We start from the raw sequence: 19,789 nt of genomic DNA on the forward strand, positions 1-19,789 counted from the left end.
TTGATGAGAGAATTCTCCTCTTGGCCTTTTTATTTTGATCACTCATTCTTTTATTGACATAAACCAGGTTATTTGTACCATTATTAATGGCAATGAATAGTTAGATTTCCTCCTGTATCCCAAATATCTTGTTTCCCAATTATCAGAATTACATCCATCGCCCACTTTATTATTTTGTCCTTGAATAAAAATTTGAGACGCTATTCTTTCACTAATAAATGAAAACTTTGAAAGACCTCCATTTGGTAAGGGGGACAGCAGAAAACATGTAAACCCATTTCCATGCAGAACAGGAAGCATTTCATCACTTACCTGATAAAAAACCGGTGTGTATCCATGTAAATCGGCAAGTGCTTGAAACTCCTCGATCGTATTTGATAATTCACTTCTTTCACCAATTGGGTCACCCAAAATCACTAATTTGTCAGCGTAAGGCTGAAAGGTTAGTAAGATGTTTCTCTTACGATTCCAAAATATTTTCTTGTCTTTAAGGAATTGTAAATGTGACAAATTATTTTCATGATAACGCTTTAAATGCTTAATTATTTCTGGTTCATGATAATTCGTCTCTTCAAATTTCCATTTTTCCGGTTTGCTTTTTAGATATCCAAAGAAAAAAATAAAAAATGCTACAAAGATTCCAATGATCGCACTATTGAATAAATCTCGAGAATCTAAAATAACATAGGATAAAAGTTGTTCTGGCAGTTCGATTTTTGCATTTGGTAAATTTAAATAACCAATGACTAAATACATCGAGGTAATAACTACGACTAACAAAATATCAAAAGCCGTCTTCCCCCACGTGAGCACATAGCTTTCCCTGTAAAAATATCCTTTAGATAATTTAAGAAGAAGAGCAACAAGGATTAAAAAGATGGCTTCTTCATAATCCAGCCCTTTAAAAATTGAAAAAACTGCAGCAAATATTAAGACAATAATAGTTAATTCGTATGCCCGTTTCACATTGTACTCAATCCCCCGTGATAACCCTAATAAAAGGAAACCAGCAATAACCGTTAACTGATGTGAAAGATTAATGATAGGAAAATATACAAGCTCTTGAGCAATTCGAAGTCTTGAAATGATTCCTGGGACACTTGCAGATAAAAGGAGAATGATCCCTGAAAGAAAGACTAATGCAGTCAAGATAACATGACTAAATCTCTGAATGATTGTATTTGGTAGATTGCTCCACGATTCGTTCCAATTATCCCAATATCTCTTTACAAATAGGACAACACTGATGAGAAACGGCACTAAATAATAGCCGATTCGATAAAATAATAGAAGGACGATTACCTTCTCTTCAGGTATTCGCAGTTCTAACATTCCCCAAATCAATACGACATCGAACGAGCCTAACCCTCCTGGAATCATACTTATTATTCCTGCACATATCGCGACAACAAACACAGGAAATAGATCCTTGATGGAAATAGAGATATTTAATATCTCACAAAGAAACAGTATCGCAAGAAACATGGCCGCCCATTCCATCACAGAAATAAAAAATAGTTTTACTCCAACATCAAGTGTAAAGAAGCTTTGCTTGTCGACCTTTGCCTTATAAATATGTATTCCAATAAATACAGGTAGGTATAACGAAATTGCTAGAACGGCAAAATAAAGCCATTTTGTTTGAACGAAAACAGGAGAACTGTGGAACCCTATAACAACAATAAGTGCAAGCATGGAAATACCTGTCAAATAAAAAAAGGAGACAAAGGCAATCCCTTCTAAAAGCCTTCTTTTTACTGGCACATGCTTATTATAAAAATAGGTCCTTAACATCACCCCTATTAGTCCGCCTAGACCAAATAAATTAGAAAATGAATTTGCTATAAGAGCTTGCTCTAACAGCTCCCTCTTCACTAGACGCAATCCCAGTATGTTTACTAGCATGACATCATACATCAACATCGGTAGAACCGCTGTAAATGTTAAGGCAAGAATAAGAATTAATGTACCAAAATGCAATTGATTTATTTCATGCTGGAATAACTGAATATCTATACCCTTAATAAATTTCTTCAATTCAATAATCGCAAAAACTAGTAATAAAAGCGGGAAAATATATTTTGCTGTTGTTAGTAATTTTTTGTTTTTCCTAACCAACAAGAAGACCACCTATTATTTAAATATTTTTAATATTGTAATAAATATACTCTTATTTCACTATAAAAACAAAGAGATTATTCTTCTTTATCATTTTTGACCCCGTTTAAAAATTTTTATAAAAAATAGACAAGTTTTCCTACCTACTAAGCATAAATATGAAATAGGACAAATTATACGGGGGGCCCGAAATGAAATTCTTAGTAATGAAAAAGGACACGCTTATATTCATATTATTTGTAGGATTTATGCTAATTGCCATTTCAGCTTGGTTTTTACTAAAAGGAAGCGATACAGTCGTATTTAATCAAGCATCAAACGAAAACCAGCGTGAAATTCATATGGTCACGGTAGAATTCAAGTCAACTACGAAGGACGGCAAGAAAATAGAAGCTTACCGCTGGGATCCTGGAACAATAAATATTGAAAAAGATGAAAAGGTAAAACTATTTATTAGTGGTATTAATGGTGAAGAGCATCCTTTTTATATAGAAGGTACAGATATTAAAGGTTCAGTAAAAAAAGGTGAAGAGACAATAGTAGATCTCCAATTTACCGAAGAAGGCACCTACCGTTTGATATGTGAAGTACATGGAGACAGAGCACACAACGGTCCGATGATTGCATATATTAACGTGGATTAAATATATTTGGCAGGAGATAATTCTCCTGCCCTTTTTTATGGTACTATTGATTGTACCTGATTGTTTGTACTATTTACATGTTGTTATTGAAGTTTGTTTTTATATAACAGTTACTACATTTACACTTTTAATTATAGTACAGTTTACAAAAAGTTTTTTATATCGTTAGAATTTTCGTTCTAAATTTAACCAAAAACCCCGCATTTTTAAAGACTTCACAATATCTTAACAATTAACCAAAAATTCATGTGCTACATTTCACATAAACCTGTTATACTCATTTTATAACAACTGTTACATTTCTTCACATAAAAATTATGAGGTGAAAAAGCATGGAACAATGGCAAGGTTTTGTTAAAGGTGCATGGACAAACGATGTAAACGTCCGCGACTTCATTCTAAAAAATTATGCTCCATATGAGGGCGACGATAGCTTTTTACAAGCGGCAACAGATGCCACAAATAAACTCTGGGAACAAGTAATGGAATTAACCAAAAAGGAACGCGAAAATGGTGGCGTCCTAGACATGGATACTGAAACTGTATCTACTATCACTTCACATGGCCCTGGTTATCTAAATGAAGAGTTGGAAAAGATTGTTGGTGTTCAAACCGATAAACCATTCAATCGCTCGATGCAGCCTTTCGGCGGAATCCGCATGGCAAAAGCAGCATGTGAAGCGTATGGTTATGAATTAAACCCAGAAATCGAAAGATTCTTTACAGAATTCCGTAAAACTCACAACCAAGGCGTATTTGATGCTTACACGGATGAAATGATGCTTGCTCGTAAAGCTGCTATTATCACTGGTCTACCTGATGCATATGGCCGTGGTCGTATTATCGGCGATTATCGTCGTGTCGCATTATATGGTGTGGACTTCTTAATAGAAGAAAAGAAAAAGGATAAAAAAAATACAAGTAAGGTAATGACAGAAGACAATATGCGTCTTCGTGAGGAGATTGCTGAACAAATTCGTGCATTAAATGAACTAAAAGAAATGGCAAAAACCCACGGATTCGATATTTCCAAACCTGCTAAAACAGCTGTTGAAGCATTCCAATGGGTATATTTTGGTTACCTAGCAGCAATTAAGGAACAAAACGGTGCAGCAATGAGCCTTGGCCGTGTATCTACGTTCTTAGACATTTATGTCGATAGAGATTTACAAAATGGTACATTAACTGAAGTAGAAGCACAGGAAATAGTTGATCATTTCATCATGAAGCTTCGTCTTGTGAAATTTGCTCGAACACCGGATTATAATGAATTATTCAGTGGTGACCCAACTTGGGTAACCGAATCTATTGGTGGTATGGCAACGGATGGTCGTTCCCTTGTAACAAAGAACTCTTTCCGCTTCCTTCACACATTAGACAATTTAGGACCTGCACCGGAACCAAACTTAACTGTACTATGGTCTCCACAGCTTCCTGAGAACTTTAAGAAATTCTGTGCAAATATGTCTATAAAAACAAGCTCCATTCAATATGAAAATGACGACATTATGAGACCAGAATATGGTGATGATTACGGTATCGCTTGCTGTGTATCTGCAATGGAAATTGGAAAGCAAATGCAGTTCTTTGGAGCACGTGCGAATCTTGCAAAAGCACTTCTATACTCCATTAACGGTGGAGTGGATGAAAAATTAAAAATCCAAGTTGGTCCACAATATCAACCAATCACTAGTGAAATTCTAGAATATGATGAAGTCGTTCAAAAATTCGACCAAATGATGGAATGGCTTGCAGGTTTATATATTAACAGCTTGAATGTTATTCATTATATGCATGATAAATATAGCTATGAAAGAATTGAAATGGCCTTACATGATACAAAGATTCTTCGTACAATGGCAACAGGTATTGCTGGTTTATCAGTAGTTGCAGACTCACTTAGTGCAATTAAATATGGTCAGGTAAAAGTAATCCGTGATGAAAATGGTCTTGCAGTCGATTTTGAAATTACAGGTGACTTCCCTAAATACGGAAACAACGATGATCGTGTAGATAGCATTGCTGTTGAAGTTCTAAAGACTTTTATGAAAAAGCTTCGTAAGCACCAAACTTATAGAGATTCTGTGCATACACTATCAATCTTGACGATTACTTCAAACGTTGTTTATGGTAAGAAAACGGGTAACACACCTGATGGACGTCGTATGGGCGAACCGTTTGCACCTGGTGCAAATCCAATGCACGGACGTGACACTAAAGGAACATTGGCATCATTAGCATCCGTAGCAAAACTGCCATATAATTATGCAATGGATGGTATTTCAAATACCTTCTCTATCGTTCCTAAAGCATTAGGAAAAGAAGAAGAAAGCCAGGTTCGTAACCTTGTATCCATCTTAGATGGTTATGCAATCAAAGCAGGTCACCATTTAAATGTTAACGTCTTTAATAAAGAAACATTAATTGATGCCATGGAACACCCAGAGCTTTATCCACAATTAACAATACGTGTCTCTGGCTATGCAGTTAACTTCATCAAATTAACAAAAGAACAACAATTAGACGTTATTAACCGTACCTTCCACGAATCACTGTAAGAACAATTAAACCAGGAGCCCGTTTATGGGCTCCTGTTAAAATTAGGGGGATATCATCATGAACGGAAATATTCATTCAATTGAAACATTAGGTACCGTCGACGGACCAGGAATACGTTATGTTATTTTTACCCAAGGCTGCCTATTACGCTGCCAGTTTTGTCATAACGCCGATACTTGGGAAATCGGGTCAGGTAAACAAATGGCCGTTTCCGAGATCATGGATGATTTCTTGTCCTACCTCCCCTTCCTTCAATCTTCTGGCGGGGGAATTACAGTCAGCGGCGGTGAACCATTGCTGCAACTTCCTTTTCTTATTGAGTTATTCAAGGAATGTAAGAAAAAAGGAATTCATACAACGATTGATTCTTCAGGCGGATGTTTTTCACATTCCAAGTTATTTACTGAACAGCTTGAAGAGGTTCTCCAATATACCGATTTAGTTTTACTAGATTTAAAGCATATCAACCGAAAAAAGCATATTAAATTAACAGGTATGGCGAATGATCATATTCTTGAATTTGCAAAGTTCTTATCCGACCGGAAAATTCCCGTTTGGGTACGTCATGTCCTAGTCCCTACTGTGACAGATGATCACGAAGACCTTAAACAGCTAGGAGAGTTTATCGGAACACTGAAAAATGTGCATAAGGTTGAAATTCTTCCTTATCATAAACTCGGCGTTTATAAATGGGAAGCGCTCGGACTTGAATACCAGCTAAATGATATTGAACCTCCAACAGAGGAAAAAGTGAAATTTGCTTACGAAATGATAACTGCACATTGGGAAAAACCAGTAATGAGTACCTAGAAATTATTGAATGCTACTCCATTAGGAGAAGCATTCTTTTTCTATTTTTTAATCTATAACTTTGGGAAAATTATCTAGGATATTTCCAGTATTGTTAGATTGATTCTTTAACCTAACTCCTTTATACTCAAATCATTAGGAATCAAAGCGAGGTGATTTATTTTTGTACCAAGTGCTCATCGAACTTACAGATGTCAATGCATTATCCGCTCTATACTATGGGCTATTCTTCGGTGTAACGGTAAAATTACTATGGGCATGGAATGTAGAGTATTCCTTTATCGGCTCTATGTCCGAACCAGCAAATACAAAAATAATTCACCCGTTATTTTTTTATAAGAATAAAAACTATCTGCATGAAAATATGATTCTTTTTAGAATCATGAAATACATTCGCAGGAAAAAATGTACCACTGATGATTCAGAAGAACCAATTTCCTTCCTTGTTCTCAATAGAATAATTTAAACAAACTAGGAGGAAATATGAAAACAAAGCGTTCTTCATTCTTAATTTTACTTATTACATTTTCTACTATATTACTTTCAGCCTGTTCTGCAACAGATGGGAAAAGCGATGGTTTTTTCCATACTTACTTTGTCGAACCATTTATCATTTCAATCCACTTTTTAGCTGAGCTTTTCAACGGGAGCTATGGATTATCCATTATCTTCGTTACGCTAATTATCAGATTAGCCTTGATGCCATTAATGATAAAACAGTACAAAAAACAAATGGATATGAAGGGTAAAATGGATGTTCTAAAGCCTGAAATAGACGAAATCCAACAGAAATTAAAAGCAGAAAAAGATCCAAAAAAGAAACAAGAACTGCAGCAGGAAATGATGGGATTATATCAGAAACATGGTGTGAATCCATTGAATATGGGATGTTTACCATTATTAATACAGATGCCAATTTTAACTGGCTTTTATTATGCCATTCGGGGCTCTGAAGAAATCGCAACCCATCGTTTTTTATGGTTTAGTTTAGGTCACCCAGATATAGTAATTACCATCCTCGCTGGTGTGATTTATTATCTTCAATTTAAGGTTTCACAATCAAGCATGCCCGTCCAGCAACAACAGCAAATGAAGTTTATGGGGCTCTTGTCACCACTCATGATTGTTATGTTCTCAATGTCTGCCCCTGCAGCATTGCCGCTTTATTGGGCTGTAGGTGGATTGTTTTTAATCCTACAAACCGCATTGAGCAGAAGACTTTACCCAAGTAAAAAAGCAGACATCGTCAAAGTAACTATAAATTAATAGTAAAAAAGAAGCATTGGCCGCCAATGCTTCTTTTTTATATATTATTTAGCTTGTTCGTAAACTCTTTCTTCACACTATCCCATTCGTCACGAAGGATACTGTAGAACACCGTATCACGTACATATCCATCTGAAATCACTCGATCCTTCCGAAGTGTTCCCTCTTTCACTGCACCTAAACGTTCAATTGCCTTTTGTGAGCGTAGATTACGTGAATCCGTTTTAAATTGAACACGAGTTAAATTCCAGCTTTCAAAGGCATGGCACAATAGTAAGTATTTACATTCAGTATTTACTTTTGTTCTCCAAACATCTGGATGATACCAAGTCGAGCCAATTTCAGCACTGTTGTGTACAGTCGATATGTCTAAAAATCTCGTACTGCCAATAATCTGATTTTCATAATTAAAGACAGTAAAAGTGTACTGGGAACCTTTATCCCGAGCTTGGATAGCCGAGTGAATCATTTGTTTCATTTCTGCTTGATTCCGAACCTTCGTAGCCATATATGTCCATATTTCGTCTGGTTTTGCCGCTTCCCATAAGCCATCAAAATGTTCGATACTTATGGGCTGTAATTTTACCATTTCCCCTTCAAGGACAAAAAGATTATCCCAAAATTTCAACCTCTCTCCCCCTGTCTTAGAAAAAAGACTGTAGGCTATTTATGCCTTACAGTCTAAATTTTAATGTTCATCCTGAAAATATTCTTTATAAAAACCGCCAACTTTACTGGTATTATCGATAATGTAATAAAACTCCTCTGTTTCATTTTTTACATCATAGACCTTTCCTGCGGTTAATGCGTTATTTACAATATATTTTTTTGCATCGGTATGAATACATTTTATTTTTTTGATTGTTTCACGCTCACGCCATTCTAAATGAATCATATTGCACCTCTTCTTTTCATTTTTTGTCCACATACTAGTATAATCAATCGAAACGAGATCGCGCAACTAAATCCAACTACCCATTTAAATAGACCCCGTACATTTTTTTACATTCGAAATATTCAAACATAACTTTCATAAAACTTCATAGAATATACACATATGTAGATCATTTTAATAAATGTTCTGATAGGGTCTTTTCATAATTGGCAATAACCATTACAATTGTAAAAACTGAATATTTAATCCATTACCCAAAGGAGGCATGCTATATTGAAAATTATGAGTAATGAGCTGCTGGTCGTTTCGTATCGGGATGCATTAAAGTCTGGTAATGAAAAGGAATGGATAAAGATATTAAGAGATGAAATAAACAGACGTGGATTGAAACCAATCAAAAATTAATAATTTTACTATCAATGTTTATAACCCGCCAAACAGGATTGGCGGGTTATAATTTTTTTGCCTATCCTTCAAGCTGATTTTCGTGCAAAAAAAAGGCCGAAATATTCCGGTCTTCAATGGTTTGAACGTATAGTTGTATTTACAAAAAGTTTCTTGTTAAGTAAGTTAATTGTATGGGGGAATGTGATTCCATTCTTTTTGCAATTACATACGGAGATACTATCTCTTTTACCATACTTGGAAGATCAGTATTAATACATATTAGGCATGTTTTTATTGCAGCACTGCCACTAAACACATTAATACCATCTTCAGGCATAAAAGCATCATTTTCCTCACACTCAACAAAACGGAGATGATACATATTCCAATCCCTCATTCCTTTCTAATCATTAATTATAATTCTATTATAATCGAAAATTAGCGAGGGATTTGTGTAATAATTTCGAATTTTCCTTCACTTGGTTAAAAATAACAGGTTGTTCTTCCAAAAAAATAATTATACCTTTCCTTCAAATGCCTTTTGGTCTTCATTCATTAATTTCTCGATTTGGGAAATTACTTTAGCCGTAGCCTCATCAATCCCATCAGTAAAAATATCAATGAATTGACCTTCATAATCCATCAGCGCGTGTTCGTAACGGGGATCATAATACTTTTCCAACAAAATAGCAATCATTTCAGGATAATTTCTCACTTTCAAAGTATGAATTAACTGCTTTTTAATTTCAGTATCCCTCATTCGTCTTAGTATCCTATCAATGCCCTCAGATATCTTCTTCTCGTACCAAGGCTCATTTTCAAATGGGATGACGTATTCATGGACTAAATGATCAACCCTATGATTAAGCGATGTGTGAAGGTGCAGATTAATCCCCTTCATTTTCTTCACCATTAATTCTTCAGGCTGAATGGTTTTACCAATTCGCTTACTTTCCGCTTCCATAATCAAATAGTTAAAGCCTTCAATTTCCTGCAATCCCTTATATAATAGGGAATCAAATGTCTTTTGATTATGTCCGTCACCTAAGCCAATTGTTCCAAAAATAGAACCACGATGGCCAGCCATTTCTTCAAGGTCCAATATTGGGTAGCCTAAATTTTTTAAGTTTTTTAAAACCTCTGTCTTTCCTACCCCTGTCAGTCCATGCAGTACAATGGCTTTTTCAGGAATCATCGTTGGAATTTGCTTAAGTATAAATTGGCGGTAGGCTTTATATCCGCCAACTAAGCGCATTGCGTAAAGACCTGCAAATTCTAAAAAAGTAACAACGGCTTTACTGCGCATTCCGCCACGCCAGCAATGAATAATTAGCTCACTGTTGTCTGTAAGAGTCTCCTTAATTTGCTGGAGTAGGTTAGGTATTTTAGGAGATACTAATTCCATTGCTCGCCATCTTGCAATAGCTTGTCCCTCTTTTTTATAAATGGTACCAATCTCTTCTCTTTCCTCATTTGAAAATAATGGGATGTTAATTGCTCCCGGAATGGCACCGTCTTTAAACTCAATAGGTGACCGGATATCAATAATAACGGGGTTTTGTATATTTTCTAATTCCTCTACTGTAAGTTCTCTCATATTTGTCGCTCCTCAATTTGCTGTCTTTGTTCGAATGAGCAAAAAACCGCTTAAACAAACAAAACTTCCAAAAATGGAAGTTTATAATAAATTAATAAATAGTTAACGATGCTAATTGTTTTTAAAAAAATGTCCAGTAAAAGTATAGGCTAATTATATAAGAGATAAACGTTACTATCAAGAAAACATTACTGCCAATTTTGTCTTAGAAAGCAACACTAGCGAAATGGAGTACCTGTTAATTTCTCAACCGCTTTGCAAAACCGAGCCCAGTTCAAAGGAAAACAGTCGGTTCCTTCACTTTCATAAACCCTGCCTTTGGTACTTAATTTTACAGACCAGAACTTTCCTCCAAGAACAATACCCTCCACATTACGATACGCAGGTTCCCATTCCCAAATTTTCATGGAATAAATATCTCGTTTGAAATCTTCTAAGCTCCCATGGAATTTAGCCGGATAGTCGGCAAAAGGTTGTATATTATCCTTATTTCTCCATTCTAGAAAGATAAATCTCTTTTTTATAAAATTCACGCGCACTTGGTTGGAAGCACCAGAGTATTCTTCCATTGTTGCAATTAATGAAAATGGATATTTATCAGGATGTATTGATATTTTTCCACCCTTTACTGTAAATAAGTCCTTTTTCCTTGTGACTATTGATTGAATTTGTGAAGGCTTAAGCGGATTCTCCTGATGTATTTTAAGAATCTTGTTAACTTCCATACAAATAACAGGAAGTGGTAAAGGCCCCTTTTTTTCTAATATAGAAATAATCGTTTCATAAACCTTCATGATTCCTCATCCTTAACTAACACTGTTTGATAAACATTTCCTTCATTCTTCTAAAATTATAGTTAATTAACAGCCAATTGGCTGTAACAAATGGCACTAGTACAATCAGAAATGTCACTATTGACTAAATATATGTAAAATTAGAAAAAGTCTGCCCTAAAACGAGCAGACTGTCAATTATAATATGTTTTTTGCAGGACTTAAAACAGACATTAAGCTTTCTAAACCGCTGAGATCATTTTTATTGAATAAATCAACAATCTTACTGCCTACAACTACCCCGTCACAATGAGAGGATAATTCAACAATTTGACTTTCATTGGATATTCCAAAGCCAGCAACTACAGGCAGAGAGCTTGCAGCTTTTACACTTTCTAAAAATTGACCTACCTTAGCATCAAAATCCTTTCTCGTACCTGTAATACCCTTAACTGTAACAGTATATAAAAAGCCTTTTCCTTTATTTGATATTGTCCTAATTCGCTCTATTGAAGTTGTTAAGGTAACAAGGCGAATTAATTCCAATCCTGCTTCCTCAAGACTCGGGGCAATAATTTCCTCTTCTTCTATGGGAAGGTCAGGAATAATACAGCCATCCACACCAGCTAGTTCAATCGAATGGACAAATTCAGCAATACCAAAGGAATAGATGGGGTTTAAATAAGTCATCAAGACAATGGGGATACTAACCTCCTTTCTCGCTTTCGCAATCTCAGCGATAATTCCTCTTAAAGTCGTACCATTCTCTAATGCTCGAATTCCTGCGCGTTGTATCGTAGGACCATCTGCAACTGGATCAGAGAAGGGGACCCCTACTTCAATCACCGTTGCACCAAACTTTTCTAGAGTCACCAATCTCTCAACTAAACATTCCAAGCCGCCATCCCCTGCCATTATGTATGGGATAAATGCTTTTCTATTTTTCTTTTTTAATTCAATAAAAGTTTTTTCGATTCGATTCATATTTGTCTTTCTCCTTTCAATCTTAATTTCACTGTATCTACGTCTTTATCACCCCGTCCAGATAAGCAGACAACTATCTGCTCCGTTTTGTGCATATTGGCTGCTAGTTTGACGGCAAATGCGATCGCATGTGCGCTCTCAAGAGCTGGGATAATACCTTCAAGCTTTGATAAAAGCTGGAAGGCTTCAAGTGCCTCTGTATCTTTTATCGAGTGGTATGCTGCACGCCCGCTATCCTTTAAATGGCTATGCTCAGGGCCGACTCCGGGATAATCAAGTCCCGCTGAGATTGAGTGTGCTTCTTGAATTTGCCCATCTTGATTCTGTAATAAATACATCAAGGCTCCATGTAGGACGCCTGGACGACCTTTTGTCAGTGATGCAGCATGGAAATCTGTCTCAATCCCCTGACCCGCGGCTTCGACGCCATATAGCCCTACCTGTTCATCCTCAATAAAAGGATAGAACATTCCCATTGCATTGCTCCCCCCACCGATACATGCAACAACAGCATCAGGAAGCTTTCCTTCAATCCTCAAGAATTGCTCTTTTGTTTCCTTCCCTATAACACTTTGAAAATCTCTAACCATAACAGGAAACGGGTGCGGACCCATAACAGATCCTAAAAGATAGTGAGTATCATCAACATGCTCAACCCAATATCTAAGTGCTTCGTTAACGGCATCCTTTAAGGTCGCACTGCCGGAAGTGACACTAACCACTTTTGCCCCAAGCAGTTCCATCCGGAAAACATTTAATGCTTGGCGCTTGATATCTTCCTCACCCATAAAGATAATACATTCCAGATTTAATAAAGCACAAACGGTGGCCGTTGCCACTCCATGTTGTCCTGCACCTGTTTCTGCGACAACTTTTCTTTTTCCCATTCTCACTGCTAGGAGTGCCTGCCCAATGGCGTTGTTAATTTTATGTGAACCAGTATGGTTTAAATCCTCTCTTTTAAGGTAAATTTTTGCACCGTCTGCATGATTAGTTAAGTTTTCAGCTAAATATAGCGGCGTCTCTCTACCAACATAATCGGTTAATAATCTTTGAATCTCGGCATTGTACTGGGGATCCTTCTTAGCAATCGTGTAAGCCGTTTCTAATTCAAGCACTGCTTTCATTAGTGTTTCTGGTACAAATCTTCCTCCAAATAACCCAAAATGGCCCTTTTCATTCGGCAGTATATATGATGTCATTCTTAGTCCTCCTAATTGGCTCCCTTTGCCATAGTAATGAATGTTTTTATCTTGTTTAAATCCTTTACCCCATCTGTCTCTACCCCACTGCTGACATCTACCATATCCGGATTCACTTCCAGGATTGCCGGCAAAATATTCTCTTCATTTAATCCCCCAGCTAGAATTACCCTTTTTCCGCCAAATGCTGTTGGCGGGATGATACTCCAATCAAATGCCAATCCATTTCCTCCACTGTATTTCCCTTTTGGGCCATCAAGTAAAATATATTCACAGGTAAATTTGTCGATAGCCTGTAAACTTGCTATATTTCGTATACTAAAACCTTTTATTACTGGCAGTGAAAGTGACTGGCAAAAGTCATCCTTTTCATCACCATGTAGTTGTATATGGGTAAGGCCAACCTGATTAGCTATGTCTTCAATCACTTCTTTTACTTCGTTGACGAAGACTCCAACCTTGAGGACATCCTTTGGAAGTTGGGCTACGATTTCTTTTGCCTTTTCTTTTGTGATTTTTCTTTTGCTTTGTGCAAAAATAAATCCAATCGCATCTGCACCATATTCGACTGCAGCCCTAGCCGTTTCAATATCACTAATACCGCAAATCTTTACCTTCATTTTTTTAATCCTCCAGCAATTGGCAACCGAAAATCATGAAATGCTTGTTTGATATCTGTACTTTTCATCAGTGCTTCACCCACTAAGACCCCATTTGCCCCCGCTTTTCTGACCCGATTTACATCCTCCTGCTGATGAATACCGCTTTCACTGATTAAAAATGCACCAGATTCTTTAACCCTCGATGCCAAATTTTCAGTTACCTCAAGCATTACATTAAACGTCTTCAAATCACGATTGTTTACACCAATTAACCTTGCTCCCATTTTAATTGCTACTTCTACTTCGTCAAGATTATGAACCTCCATCAATACCTCTAAATCAAGGCTGCTAGCATAGTGATAAAGTTCCAGCAACTTGCTTTCCTCCAAAGCTGCCACAATCAATAAAATGATATCAGCACCCTTAGATGCTGCCTGATCAATTTGAAGCGGGTCAATGATAAAATCCTTACATAGGATGGGGAGTTCAACCACTTCCCTTACTTCTGCTAAATCTGTAAAAGAACCTTTGAAGAAGGTTGTATCCGTAAGCACCGAAATGGCTGAGGCACCATATTTTTCATAAACCTTCGCCTGTGCAGCTGGCTCCACACTATTATTAATCATTCCTTTGGAAGGTGATGCCCGTTTAAATTCTGCAATTATCGCAAGTTCATCTGCATTTTGCAGTTTTTTTATTAATGACCTCTTGGGCTTCCGTTCGATTTTCTCTGGTTTTAATTTCTGAAGCTTTTCAACCTCTATATGTTTTTGCTTTAGGATTCGTTCTAAGATTGTTTCCACTATATCGCCTCCCTTTGATCTGAATGTGATTTTTCAATTAATAAGTTTAATTTTTCAAGGGCAGCACCTGAGTCAATGATTTCCTTGGCTAAATGGATGCCCTCTTGGATTGTTGCGGTTTTACCAGTGGTGAAAATCCCAAGCCCAGCATTTAGTAAGACAGTATCGCGATATGCACCTTTTTCACCTTTTAGTACTTTCAAGAGAATATCAGCATTCTCTTGGGAATCACCGCCCTTTATACAGCTGTTTTCATATTGCGGTAATCCTATTTCTTCAGGAAAAAAGGACTGAATGGAAATCACACCATTTTCTAATACGGTTAGGTGGTTTTCACCCTGCAGTGAGGCCTCATCCATAAAGCCTGCACCGTTGACAACTGTAGCCCGTTTCCTGCCTAGTTTTTGAAGCACCTCTGCAAATACGGTTAGCAGGTCTCTACGGTATACTCCAAGCAATTGATAATCTAAGTCAATTGGGTTAGTTAACGGCCCAATAAAATTAAAAATGGTTGGTATTCTAAGCTGCTTTCGTACGGTCATAACATTTTTTAGCTTTGGATGGACATGGGGAGCGAATAAAAACGTAATCCCGATTTCTTGAAGAATTTCTTCTGTCCTTTCGGCAGGTACATTTAAATTTATTCCTAAATACTCGAGGACATCCGCGCTCCCAGTTTTACTGGAAATGCTTCTGTTTCCATGCTTGGCAACAGGAATTCCCGCGCCAGCAATAACAAAAGCAGATGTTGTACTTATATTAAAACTCGATGATCCATCCCCGCCAGTTCCGCAATTATCCAGGACATTTGGAAGCCTTTTTTTAAAAGAAAGAGTATTTTCCTTTAGTGCTCTAACAATTCCTGTAATCTCTTCAACTGTTTCTCCTTTTGATTTTAATCCCATTAAAAATGCGGCAATTTCACTTTCCGAGGCTTCTTCACCCAATATCATGCCAAACGCAGCTTTCATTTCATTTTCTGATAACGATTTATGTTCAGCCAATTGGAGTAAAAAGTTTTTCATTTTTTCGCTTCCTTTCTATTTCAACTAAAAAGTTTTTTAGAATTTTTTTCCCAGAAGGGGTACCAATTGATTCAGGATGAAATTGCAAACCGAAAATTGGATACTGTCTATGTTTTAACGCCATTACCTCATTGTCATCATCTGCAAGTGAGATACATTTAAGATCTTCAGGCAGACTAGTCTCTTCAACCGTCAAGGAATGATATCTCATCACTTCTAATGGTGACGACAGACAGTTAAATAACTCGCACTGATCATGAGTAATAAATGAGGTTTTTCCGTGTTTTATATATTTTGCTCTGCGTATTTCAGCACCGAAGGCTGCTCCTATTGCTTGATGTCCCAGACAGATTCCCAATATCGGTATCTTTTTATAAAGTCTTTGGATGACTTCAATGCAAATACCAGCCTCTTCTGGCTTTCCAGGACCTGGTGAAAGAATGATTGCTTTCGGACATAATTCTTCAATCTCTTCAATGGTCAACTGATTGTTCCGAAAGACCTTTACCTCCTCGCCTAATTCACCTAAATATTGAAAAAGGTTAAAGGTAAAGGAATCAAAATTATCTATTAAAAGGATCATTTTCCACCCTCCAAAAAGGCTTTTAATTTATTTATCGTTTCTTCATATTCCGATTCAGGATTGGAGTCATGAACAATCCCTGCACCTGCCTGAATATAGGCTACACCTTCTTTTAAAACCATTGTTCGAATCGCTAAAGCAAAATCAATATTCCCATTGGCTGATAAGTAACCGATGGCACCCGAATAGAGTCCGCGTTTAGACTTTTCTAGTACATTAATCAATTCCATTGCCCTGATTTTAGGAGCCCCGGACACAGTACCCGCTGGCAAACAGGAAGCAAGCGCATCAAGGGGGCTGTGATCATTTGTAAGTTCCCCGCTTATTTCGGAGACAAGGTGCATGACATGGCGGAATTTTTCAACCTCCATATATTTTTCAAGCTTCACTGAGCCAAATTCACAAACCTTGCCTAAATCATTTCTGCCGAGATCCACCAGCATTTTATGCTCAGCTAATTCTTTTTCATCTGTTAACAATTCTTTTTCAATCCTCTTATCCTCGTCACTTGTTTTTCCTCTTCTTTTTGTCCCTGCAATTGGATTTGCAATAATATGGTTATTCCTTGTTTTAATCAAGCTTTCCGGAGAAGAACCGATAACTGTATACCCCTCAAATTCGATATAAAACATATACGGAGTTGGGTTATGAGCACGGTGCCTGCGGTAAAGCGATAGGGGTGTACCTTGGAATGGTGACTTCATCCGCCTTGAAAGTACCACCTGGAAAATATTTCCAGCCTTGATATGTTCCTTGGCAATCTCAACATTTTTAATAAATGCTTCCTTTGTACTATCCGATTGGAAACCCGAAAATGTAAAAAGCTCTTCTTCTTGATAAAATTCAGGCTTTTTCAATTCTTCAATTCTTTGCTGAATCCTCTTTTTAATAAATTCATGATTACTGTTCTCCAAGAGTGGAATGCCACAAATTGAAATATTCTCTTCAAGATGATCATAAACAATCACTTCTTCGTAAAACATTAAATGGACATCAGGCATATCTAAGCCGTTTGGATATTCCTCACCTATTTCTTCAAAATGCCGAATTATATCGTAACCAACATAACCAACCGCCCCGCCTAAAAAAGGGAAAAACTCTTCATCAATCTCACTTGCAGGCATTAGTGTCTTTAACAATTCTAGTGGTTTGCCGAATAATATTTTCTTTTCGCCATTCCGATAAAGGATTTGGTTATGCTCACCAGTGGATATGAGTTCGAACGCCGGATCAGCACCTATGAAAGAGTACCGTCCAGAATCATGGTATTTATGTGAACTCTCTAATAGGAATTTCTTATTACCACTAATTTTTTGTAAAATTGAAATTGGGGTGATGGTATCACCTTTTAGCTTTTCTAAATAAATTCCATTTTTTATTAACATTAAAATGGCTCCTCCCTTAAAAAATAAAAAAATCGTCCTCTATATACATAAACATTTATGCATATAGAGGACGATTTTATACCGCGGTGCCACCTCAATTGAAGCAGGAAATCCTGCTCCCTCTTTCAGATACGGGACAATATTCGTCCGATATCTTATCCTTATAACGGCGGAACTCCGTGCAGCCCTACTAATGATTCAAGCTGCCACTCGCAAGTCCATTCCACAAATCCACTCTTACTGGGCTCTCACCTTCCCCAGTTCTCTGTAAAGAATAAAATAAGTGTACTCCTCTTGCTCATCGTATTACGATATTATGTTTTTAAATTAAAAAGAGTCCCCCATCCAAAAAGGACGGAAGACCCGTTATGCCACCTTCATTTGCTAATAAATCAGCTTGATTATCCGGTATCGAAGCATACAAATACGCTTGAATACCTGTCTCTTGTAACGATGAGAGGTTCGCCAAAGCCTACTGACCCTATAGGAGGTTCGGTTTGGAGGCTCAGAAGTCCATTCACTTAAACGTCAACACTGATTTACAGCGGCCATCAGCTCTCTAAAGAATCCGTTAAAGTTACTACTCTTCGTCACTGCCTAATATAAAAGTTTATTATTGTTTTTATATTAACCAGTATTTTATTCAATGTCAACATTAATTTTTAGAATATTTCAATTATACAACCATTACCTTTTCAATCATTTATATTTCGAAAACCTAATAATTCCATTAAAAGGATTAACAATCCTTAGTTAATTTCAACTAAACAAGTCAATATTAACAGTAGCACATTTGAAGGTGGGGATATTAATTTAATGGAACACATGGAACAATTATGCCTTGATACAGGGGATAAGAAAAAAAAATCGTCTTCAGGCGGGAAGAAGAAGTCTACTGAGGTTTCAAAGCAAAAGTGGGCAATTCTTTCACTATCTTCCATTCCATTAGTTATGACATTAGGGAATTCGATGCTCATTCCGGTATTACCATCAATGGAAAAAAAATTATCCATTACTTCCTTTCAAACCAGTATGGTTATTACTGTTTACTCGATTGTAGCCATCTTTTTAATTCCTGTGGCCGGATATTTATCAGATCACATTGGCAGAAAGAAGGTCATTATCCCTAGTCTCATTATAGCTGGAATTGGCGGATTGATATCCGGTTGGGCTGCTTGGAAGATAGATAATCCATATTGGTTAATATTAGCTGGACGTGCCCTTCAAGGTGTCGGTGCAGCTGGGGCAATGCCCATTGTTCTACCTCTCGTAGGAGATATGTTCAAAAGTGACGATGACGTAAGCAGCACACTTGGTTTAATTGAAACCTCTAACACTTTTGGGAAGGTATTAAGTCCTGTATTAGGGGCCTTCTTAGCAGGATTTTTCTGGTTTTTACCGTTTTTTTCTTTTCCAGTCTTTTGTTTCATTTCAGTCCTGATGATGATTTTTTTAGTCAAGTGTCCGAAAACTACATCGAAACCAATTCCTTTTAAACAGTTCTTCATCAATGTGAAGAAGACATTTACTGAAAAAGGATCTTGGTTATATGCTATATTTTTTATCGGCGGAATTCTCATGCTAGTTCTTTTTGGGATTTTATTTTACCTCTCAGAGATTTTTGAAACAGTATATGGTATAAAAGATATGAAAAAAGGCTTCTTTCTTGCCTTACCGCTTGGTGCACTTTGTTTAGCATCTTTTATTAGCGGAAAAGTTATTAAGGAAAATAAAGTGTTAATGAAATGGATAACCTTTTGGGGAATCATCGCTACAGCACTCTCCATTGCTGCCCTATGGTTTTCAATCAAACTTTGGTTTTTGTTAAGTATGTTTTTAATTAGCGGTGTAGGGATTGGTGTTGGTCTCCCTTGTCTAGATGCCTTGATTACGGCAGGCATAGAAAAGGAAGAGCGTGGGACCATATCCTCAATTTATAGTTCAATGAGATTTATCGGAGTAGCTGCCGGCCCTCCGATTATTGCCGTGCTGATGAAACACTCTACCGCATGGATATTCATATCACTTAGTAGCCTTAGTATAATTGCAGCATTCATTGCCTTAATAAAAATTAAACCTGGAACACATGGCGAGCAATAAAAAGGAGCTGGAAAAATCCTCCAGCCCTTTTTTTATAAACAATTAACTATTCAATC

Annotated in this window: 20 protein-coding genes and 2 other annotated features; of the genes, 7 read left to right on the forward strand and 13 right to left on the reverse strand. The window is 36.9% G+C overall.

Features of this window, described 5'->3' with window-relative positions:
• Positions 1-42: 42 nt before the first annotated feature.
• Positions 43-2,118 carry a phosphatidylglycerol lysyltransferase domain-containing protein gene (locus tag NSS81_RS02130; protein ID WP_342431911.1) on the reverse strand — a complete coding sequence of 692 codons (2,076 nt, stop codon included), beginning with the start codon at positions 2,116-2,118 and terminating at the stop codon, positions 43-45.
• 191 nt (positions 2,119-2,309) lie between these two features.
• Here NSS81_RS02130 and NSS81_RS02135 point away from each other — a divergent pair, with 191 nt between their 5' ends.
• The 5 genes from NSS81_RS02135 to yidC all read left to right on the forward strand — a co-directional run bounded on the left by NSS81_RS02135 (position 2,310) and on the right by yidC (position 7,397).
• The gene (locus NSS81_RS02135; protein ID WP_342431912.1) at positions 2,310-2,762 is read left to right on the forward strand and encodes a cupredoxin domain-containing protein; all 453 of its coding nucleotides are present in this window, start codon (positions 2,310-2,312) and stop codon (positions 2,760-2,762) included.
• A gap of 332 nt (positions 2,763-3,094) precedes the next feature.
• Positions 3,095-5,320, forward strand: a complete 2,226-nt coding sequence (pflB, locus tag NSS81_RS02140) for a formate C-acetyltransferase (RefSeq protein WP_342431913.1) — start codon at positions 3,095-3,097, stop codon at positions 5,318-5,320.
• Between the two features lie 58 nt (positions 5,321-5,378).
• Positions 5,379-6,131 (forward strand): pyruvate formate-lyase-activating protein, encoded by a 753-nt coding sequence (pflA, locus tag NSS81_RS02145; RefSeq protein ID WP_342431914.1) that lies wholly within the window; start codon positions 5,379-5,381, stop codon positions 6,129-6,131.
• A gap of 163 nt (positions 6,132-6,294) precedes the next feature.
• Positions 6,295-6,597, forward strand: coding sequence for a hypothetical protein (locus tag NSS81_RS02150; protein ID WP_342431915.1), 303 nt, complete (start codon positions 6,295-6,297; stop codon positions 6,595-6,597).
• Positions 6,598-6,614: 17 nt separating this feature from the next.
• Entirely contained in the window at positions 6,615-7,397 is a 783-nt protein-coding gene (gene yidC / locus NSS81_RS02155) for a membrane protein insertase YidC (protein WP_342431916.1), read from the forward strand.
• Positions 7,398-7,434: 37 nt separating this feature from the next.
• On the opposite strand, the gene NSS81_RS02160 is transcribed toward yidC, so the two are convergent.
• Positions 7,435-8,025 (reverse strand): GNAT family protein, encoded by a 591-nt coding sequence (locus NSS81_RS02160; RefSeq protein WP_342431917.1) that lies wholly within the window; start codon positions 8,023-8,025, stop codon positions 7,435-7,437.
• A gap of 60 nt (positions 8,026-8,085) precedes the next feature.
• Positions 8,086-8,292 (reverse strand): DUF6501 family protein, encoded by a 207-nt coding sequence (locus NSS81_RS02165; protein ID WP_342431918.1) that lies wholly within the window; start codon positions 8,290-8,292, stop codon positions 8,086-8,088.
• 273 nt (positions 8,293-8,565) lie between these two features.
• On the opposite strand from NSS81_RS02165, the gene sda reads away from it, so the two are divergent.
• Complete coding sequence (gene sda, locus NSS81_RS02170; protein WP_342431919.1) at positions 8,566-8,697, forward strand: sporulation histidine kinase inhibitor Sda; 132 nt, start codon at positions 8,566-8,568, stop codon at positions 8,695-8,697.
• 139 nt (positions 8,698-8,836) lie between these two features.
• Here the strand turns inward: sda and NSS81_RS02175 are convergent, their stop codons facing one another.
• The 10 genes from NSS81_RS02175 to trpE form a co-directional block, all read right to left on the reverse strand.
• On the reverse strand, positions 8,837-9,076 hold the full coding sequence (locus tag NSS81_RS02175; protein ID WP_342431920.1) for a hypothetical protein: 240 nt from the start codon (positions 9,074-9,076) through the stop codon (positions 8,837-8,839).
• Positions 9,077-9,196: 120 nt separating this feature from the next.
• Positions 9,197-10,276 carry a tRNA 2-selenouridine(34) synthase MnmH gene (gene mnmH, locus NSS81_RS02180; protein WP_342431921.1) on the reverse strand — a complete coding sequence of 360 codons (1,080 nt, stop codon included), beginning with the start codon at positions 10,274-10,276 and terminating at the stop codon, positions 9,197-9,199.
• Positions 10,277-10,494: 218 nt separating this feature from the next.
• Entirely contained in the window at positions 10,495-11,070 is a 576-nt protein-coding gene (locus tag NSS81_RS02185; RefSeq protein ID WP_342431922.1) for a hypothetical protein, read from the reverse strand.
• 177 nt (positions 11,071-11,247) lie between these two features.
• Positions 11,248-12,033 carry a tryptophan synthase subunit alpha gene (gene trpA / locus NSS81_RS02190; RefSeq protein WP_342431923.1) on the reverse strand — a complete coding sequence of 262 codons (786 nt, stop codon included), beginning with the start codon at positions 12,031-12,033 and terminating at the stop codon, positions 11,248-11,250.
• Positions 12,030-13,235, reverse strand: coding sequence for a tryptophan synthase subunit beta (gene trpB / locus NSS81_RS02195; RefSeq protein WP_342431924.1), 1,206 nt, complete (start codon positions 13,233-13,235; stop codon positions 12,030-12,032). The genes trpA and trpB overlap by 4 nt, the downstream gene beginning before the upstream one ends.
• Before the next feature lie 11 nt (positions 13,236-13,246).
• Positions 13,247-13,855 (reverse strand): phosphoribosylanthranilate isomerase, encoded by a 609-nt coding sequence (locus NSS81_RS02200; RefSeq protein ID WP_342431925.1) that lies wholly within the window; start codon positions 13,853-13,855, stop codon positions 13,247-13,249.
• A complete protein-coding gene (gene trpC, locus NSS81_RS02205; protein WP_342431926.1) occupies positions 13,852-14,640 on the reverse strand; it encodes an indole-3-glycerol phosphate synthase TrpC in 789 nt (262 codons plus the stop codon). Before trpC ends, NSS81_RS02200 begins: the two co-directional genes overlap by 4 nt.
• The gene (trpD, locus tag NSS81_RS02210; RefSeq protein WP_342431927.1) at positions 14,640-15,665 is read right to left on the reverse strand and encodes an anthranilate phosphoribosyltransferase; all 1,026 of its coding nucleotides are present in this window, start codon (positions 15,663-15,665) and stop codon (positions 14,640-14,642) included. The genes trpC and trpD overlap by 1 nt, the downstream gene beginning before the upstream one ends.
• Positions 15,637-16,248: an aminodeoxychorismate/anthranilate synthase component II gene (locus tag NSS81_RS02215; protein WP_342431928.1), complete on the reverse strand. Its 612-nt coding sequence runs from the start codon at positions 16,246-16,248 to the stop codon at positions 15,637-15,639. Before NSS81_RS02215 ends, trpD begins: the two co-directional genes overlap by 29 nt.
• Positions 16,245-17,633, reverse strand: coding sequence for an anthranilate synthase component I (gene trpE, locus NSS81_RS02220; RefSeq protein ID WP_342431929.1), 1,389 nt, complete (start codon positions 17,631-17,633; stop codon positions 16,245-16,247). The genes NSS81_RS02215 and trpE overlap by 4 nt, the downstream gene beginning before the upstream one ends.
• A 63-nt stretch (positions 17,634-17,696) precedes the next feature.
• Positions 17,697-17,944, reverse strand: a binding site (T-box leader).
• 36 nt (positions 17,945-17,980) lie between these two features.
• Positions 17,981-18,236, reverse strand: a binding site (T-box leader).
• Positions 18,237-18,449: 213 nt separating this feature from the next.
• Here trpE and NSS81_RS02225 point away from each other — a divergent pair.
• Positions 18,450-19,733 (forward strand): MFS transporter, encoded by a 1,284-nt coding sequence (locus tag NSS81_RS02225; protein ID WP_342431930.1) that lies wholly within the window; start codon positions 18,450-18,452, stop codon positions 19,731-19,733.
• Positions 19,734-19,789 lie beyond the last annotated feature (56 nt).

The sequence above is a fragment of the Neobacillus sp. FSL H8-0543 genome (assembly GCF_038592905.1).
Lineage (GTDB): Bacteria > Bacillota > Bacilli > Bacillales > Cytobacillaceae > Neobacillus.

Bases quoted from the DNA above. Each gene is read 5' to 3' on its own strand.
- trpD (WP_342431927.1), bottom strand. From the start codon at position 15,665: ATGAAAAACTTTTTACTCCAATTGGCTGAACATAAATCGTTATCAGAA.
- NSS81_RS02225 (WP_342431930.1), top strand. From the start codon at position 18,450: ATGGAACACATGGAACAATTATGCCTTGATACAGGGGATAAGAAAAAA.
- trpA (WP_342431923.1), bottom strand. From the start codon at position 12,033: ATGAATCGAATCGAAAAAACTTTTATTGAATTAAAAAAGAAAAATAGA.
- mnmH (WP_342431921.1), bottom strand. From the start codon at position 10,276: ATGAGAGAACTTACAGTAGAGGAATTAGAAAATATACAAAACCCCGTT.
- NSS81_RS02135 (WP_342431912.1), top strand. From the start codon at position 2,310: ATGAAATTCTTAGTAATGAAAAAGGACACGCTTATATTCATATTATTT.
- NSS81_RS02200 (WP_342431925.1), bottom strand. From the start codon at position 13,855: ATGAAGGTAAAGATTTGCGGTATTAGTGATATTGAAACGGCTAGGGCT.
- trpB (WP_342431924.1), bottom strand. From the start codon at position 13,235: ATGACATCATATATACTGCCGAATGAAAAGGGCCATTTTGGGTTATTT.
- NSS81_RS02215 (WP_342431928.1), bottom strand. From the start codon at position 16,248: ATGATCCTTTTAATAGATAATTTTGATTCCTTTACCTTTAACCTTTTT.
- NSS81_RS02185 (WP_342431922.1), bottom strand. From the start codon at position 11,070: ATGAAGGTTTATGAAACGATTATTTCTATATTAGAAAAAAAGGGGCCT.
- trpE (WP_342431929.1), bottom strand. From the start codon at position 17,633: ATGTTAATAAAAAATGGAATTTATTTAGAAAAGCTAAAAGGTGATACC.
- NSS81_RS02165 (WP_342431918.1), bottom strand. From the start codon at position 8,292: ATGATTCATTTAGAATGGCGTGAGCGTGAAACAATCAAAAAAATAAAA.
- pflA (WP_342431914.1), top strand. From the start codon at position 5,379: ATGAACGGAAATATTCATTCAATTGAAACATTAGGTACCGTCGACGGA.
- pflB (WP_342431913.1), top strand. From the start codon at position 3,095: ATGGAACAATGGCAAGGTTTTGTTAAAGGTGCATGGACAAACGATGTA.
- yidC (WP_342431916.1), top strand. From the start codon at position 6,615: ATGAAAACAAAGCGTTCTTCATTCTTAATTTTACTTATTACATTTTCT.
- NSS81_RS02175 (WP_342431920.1), bottom strand. From the start codon at position 9,076: ATGAGGGATTGGAATATGTATCATCTCCGTTTTGTTGAGTGTGAGGAA.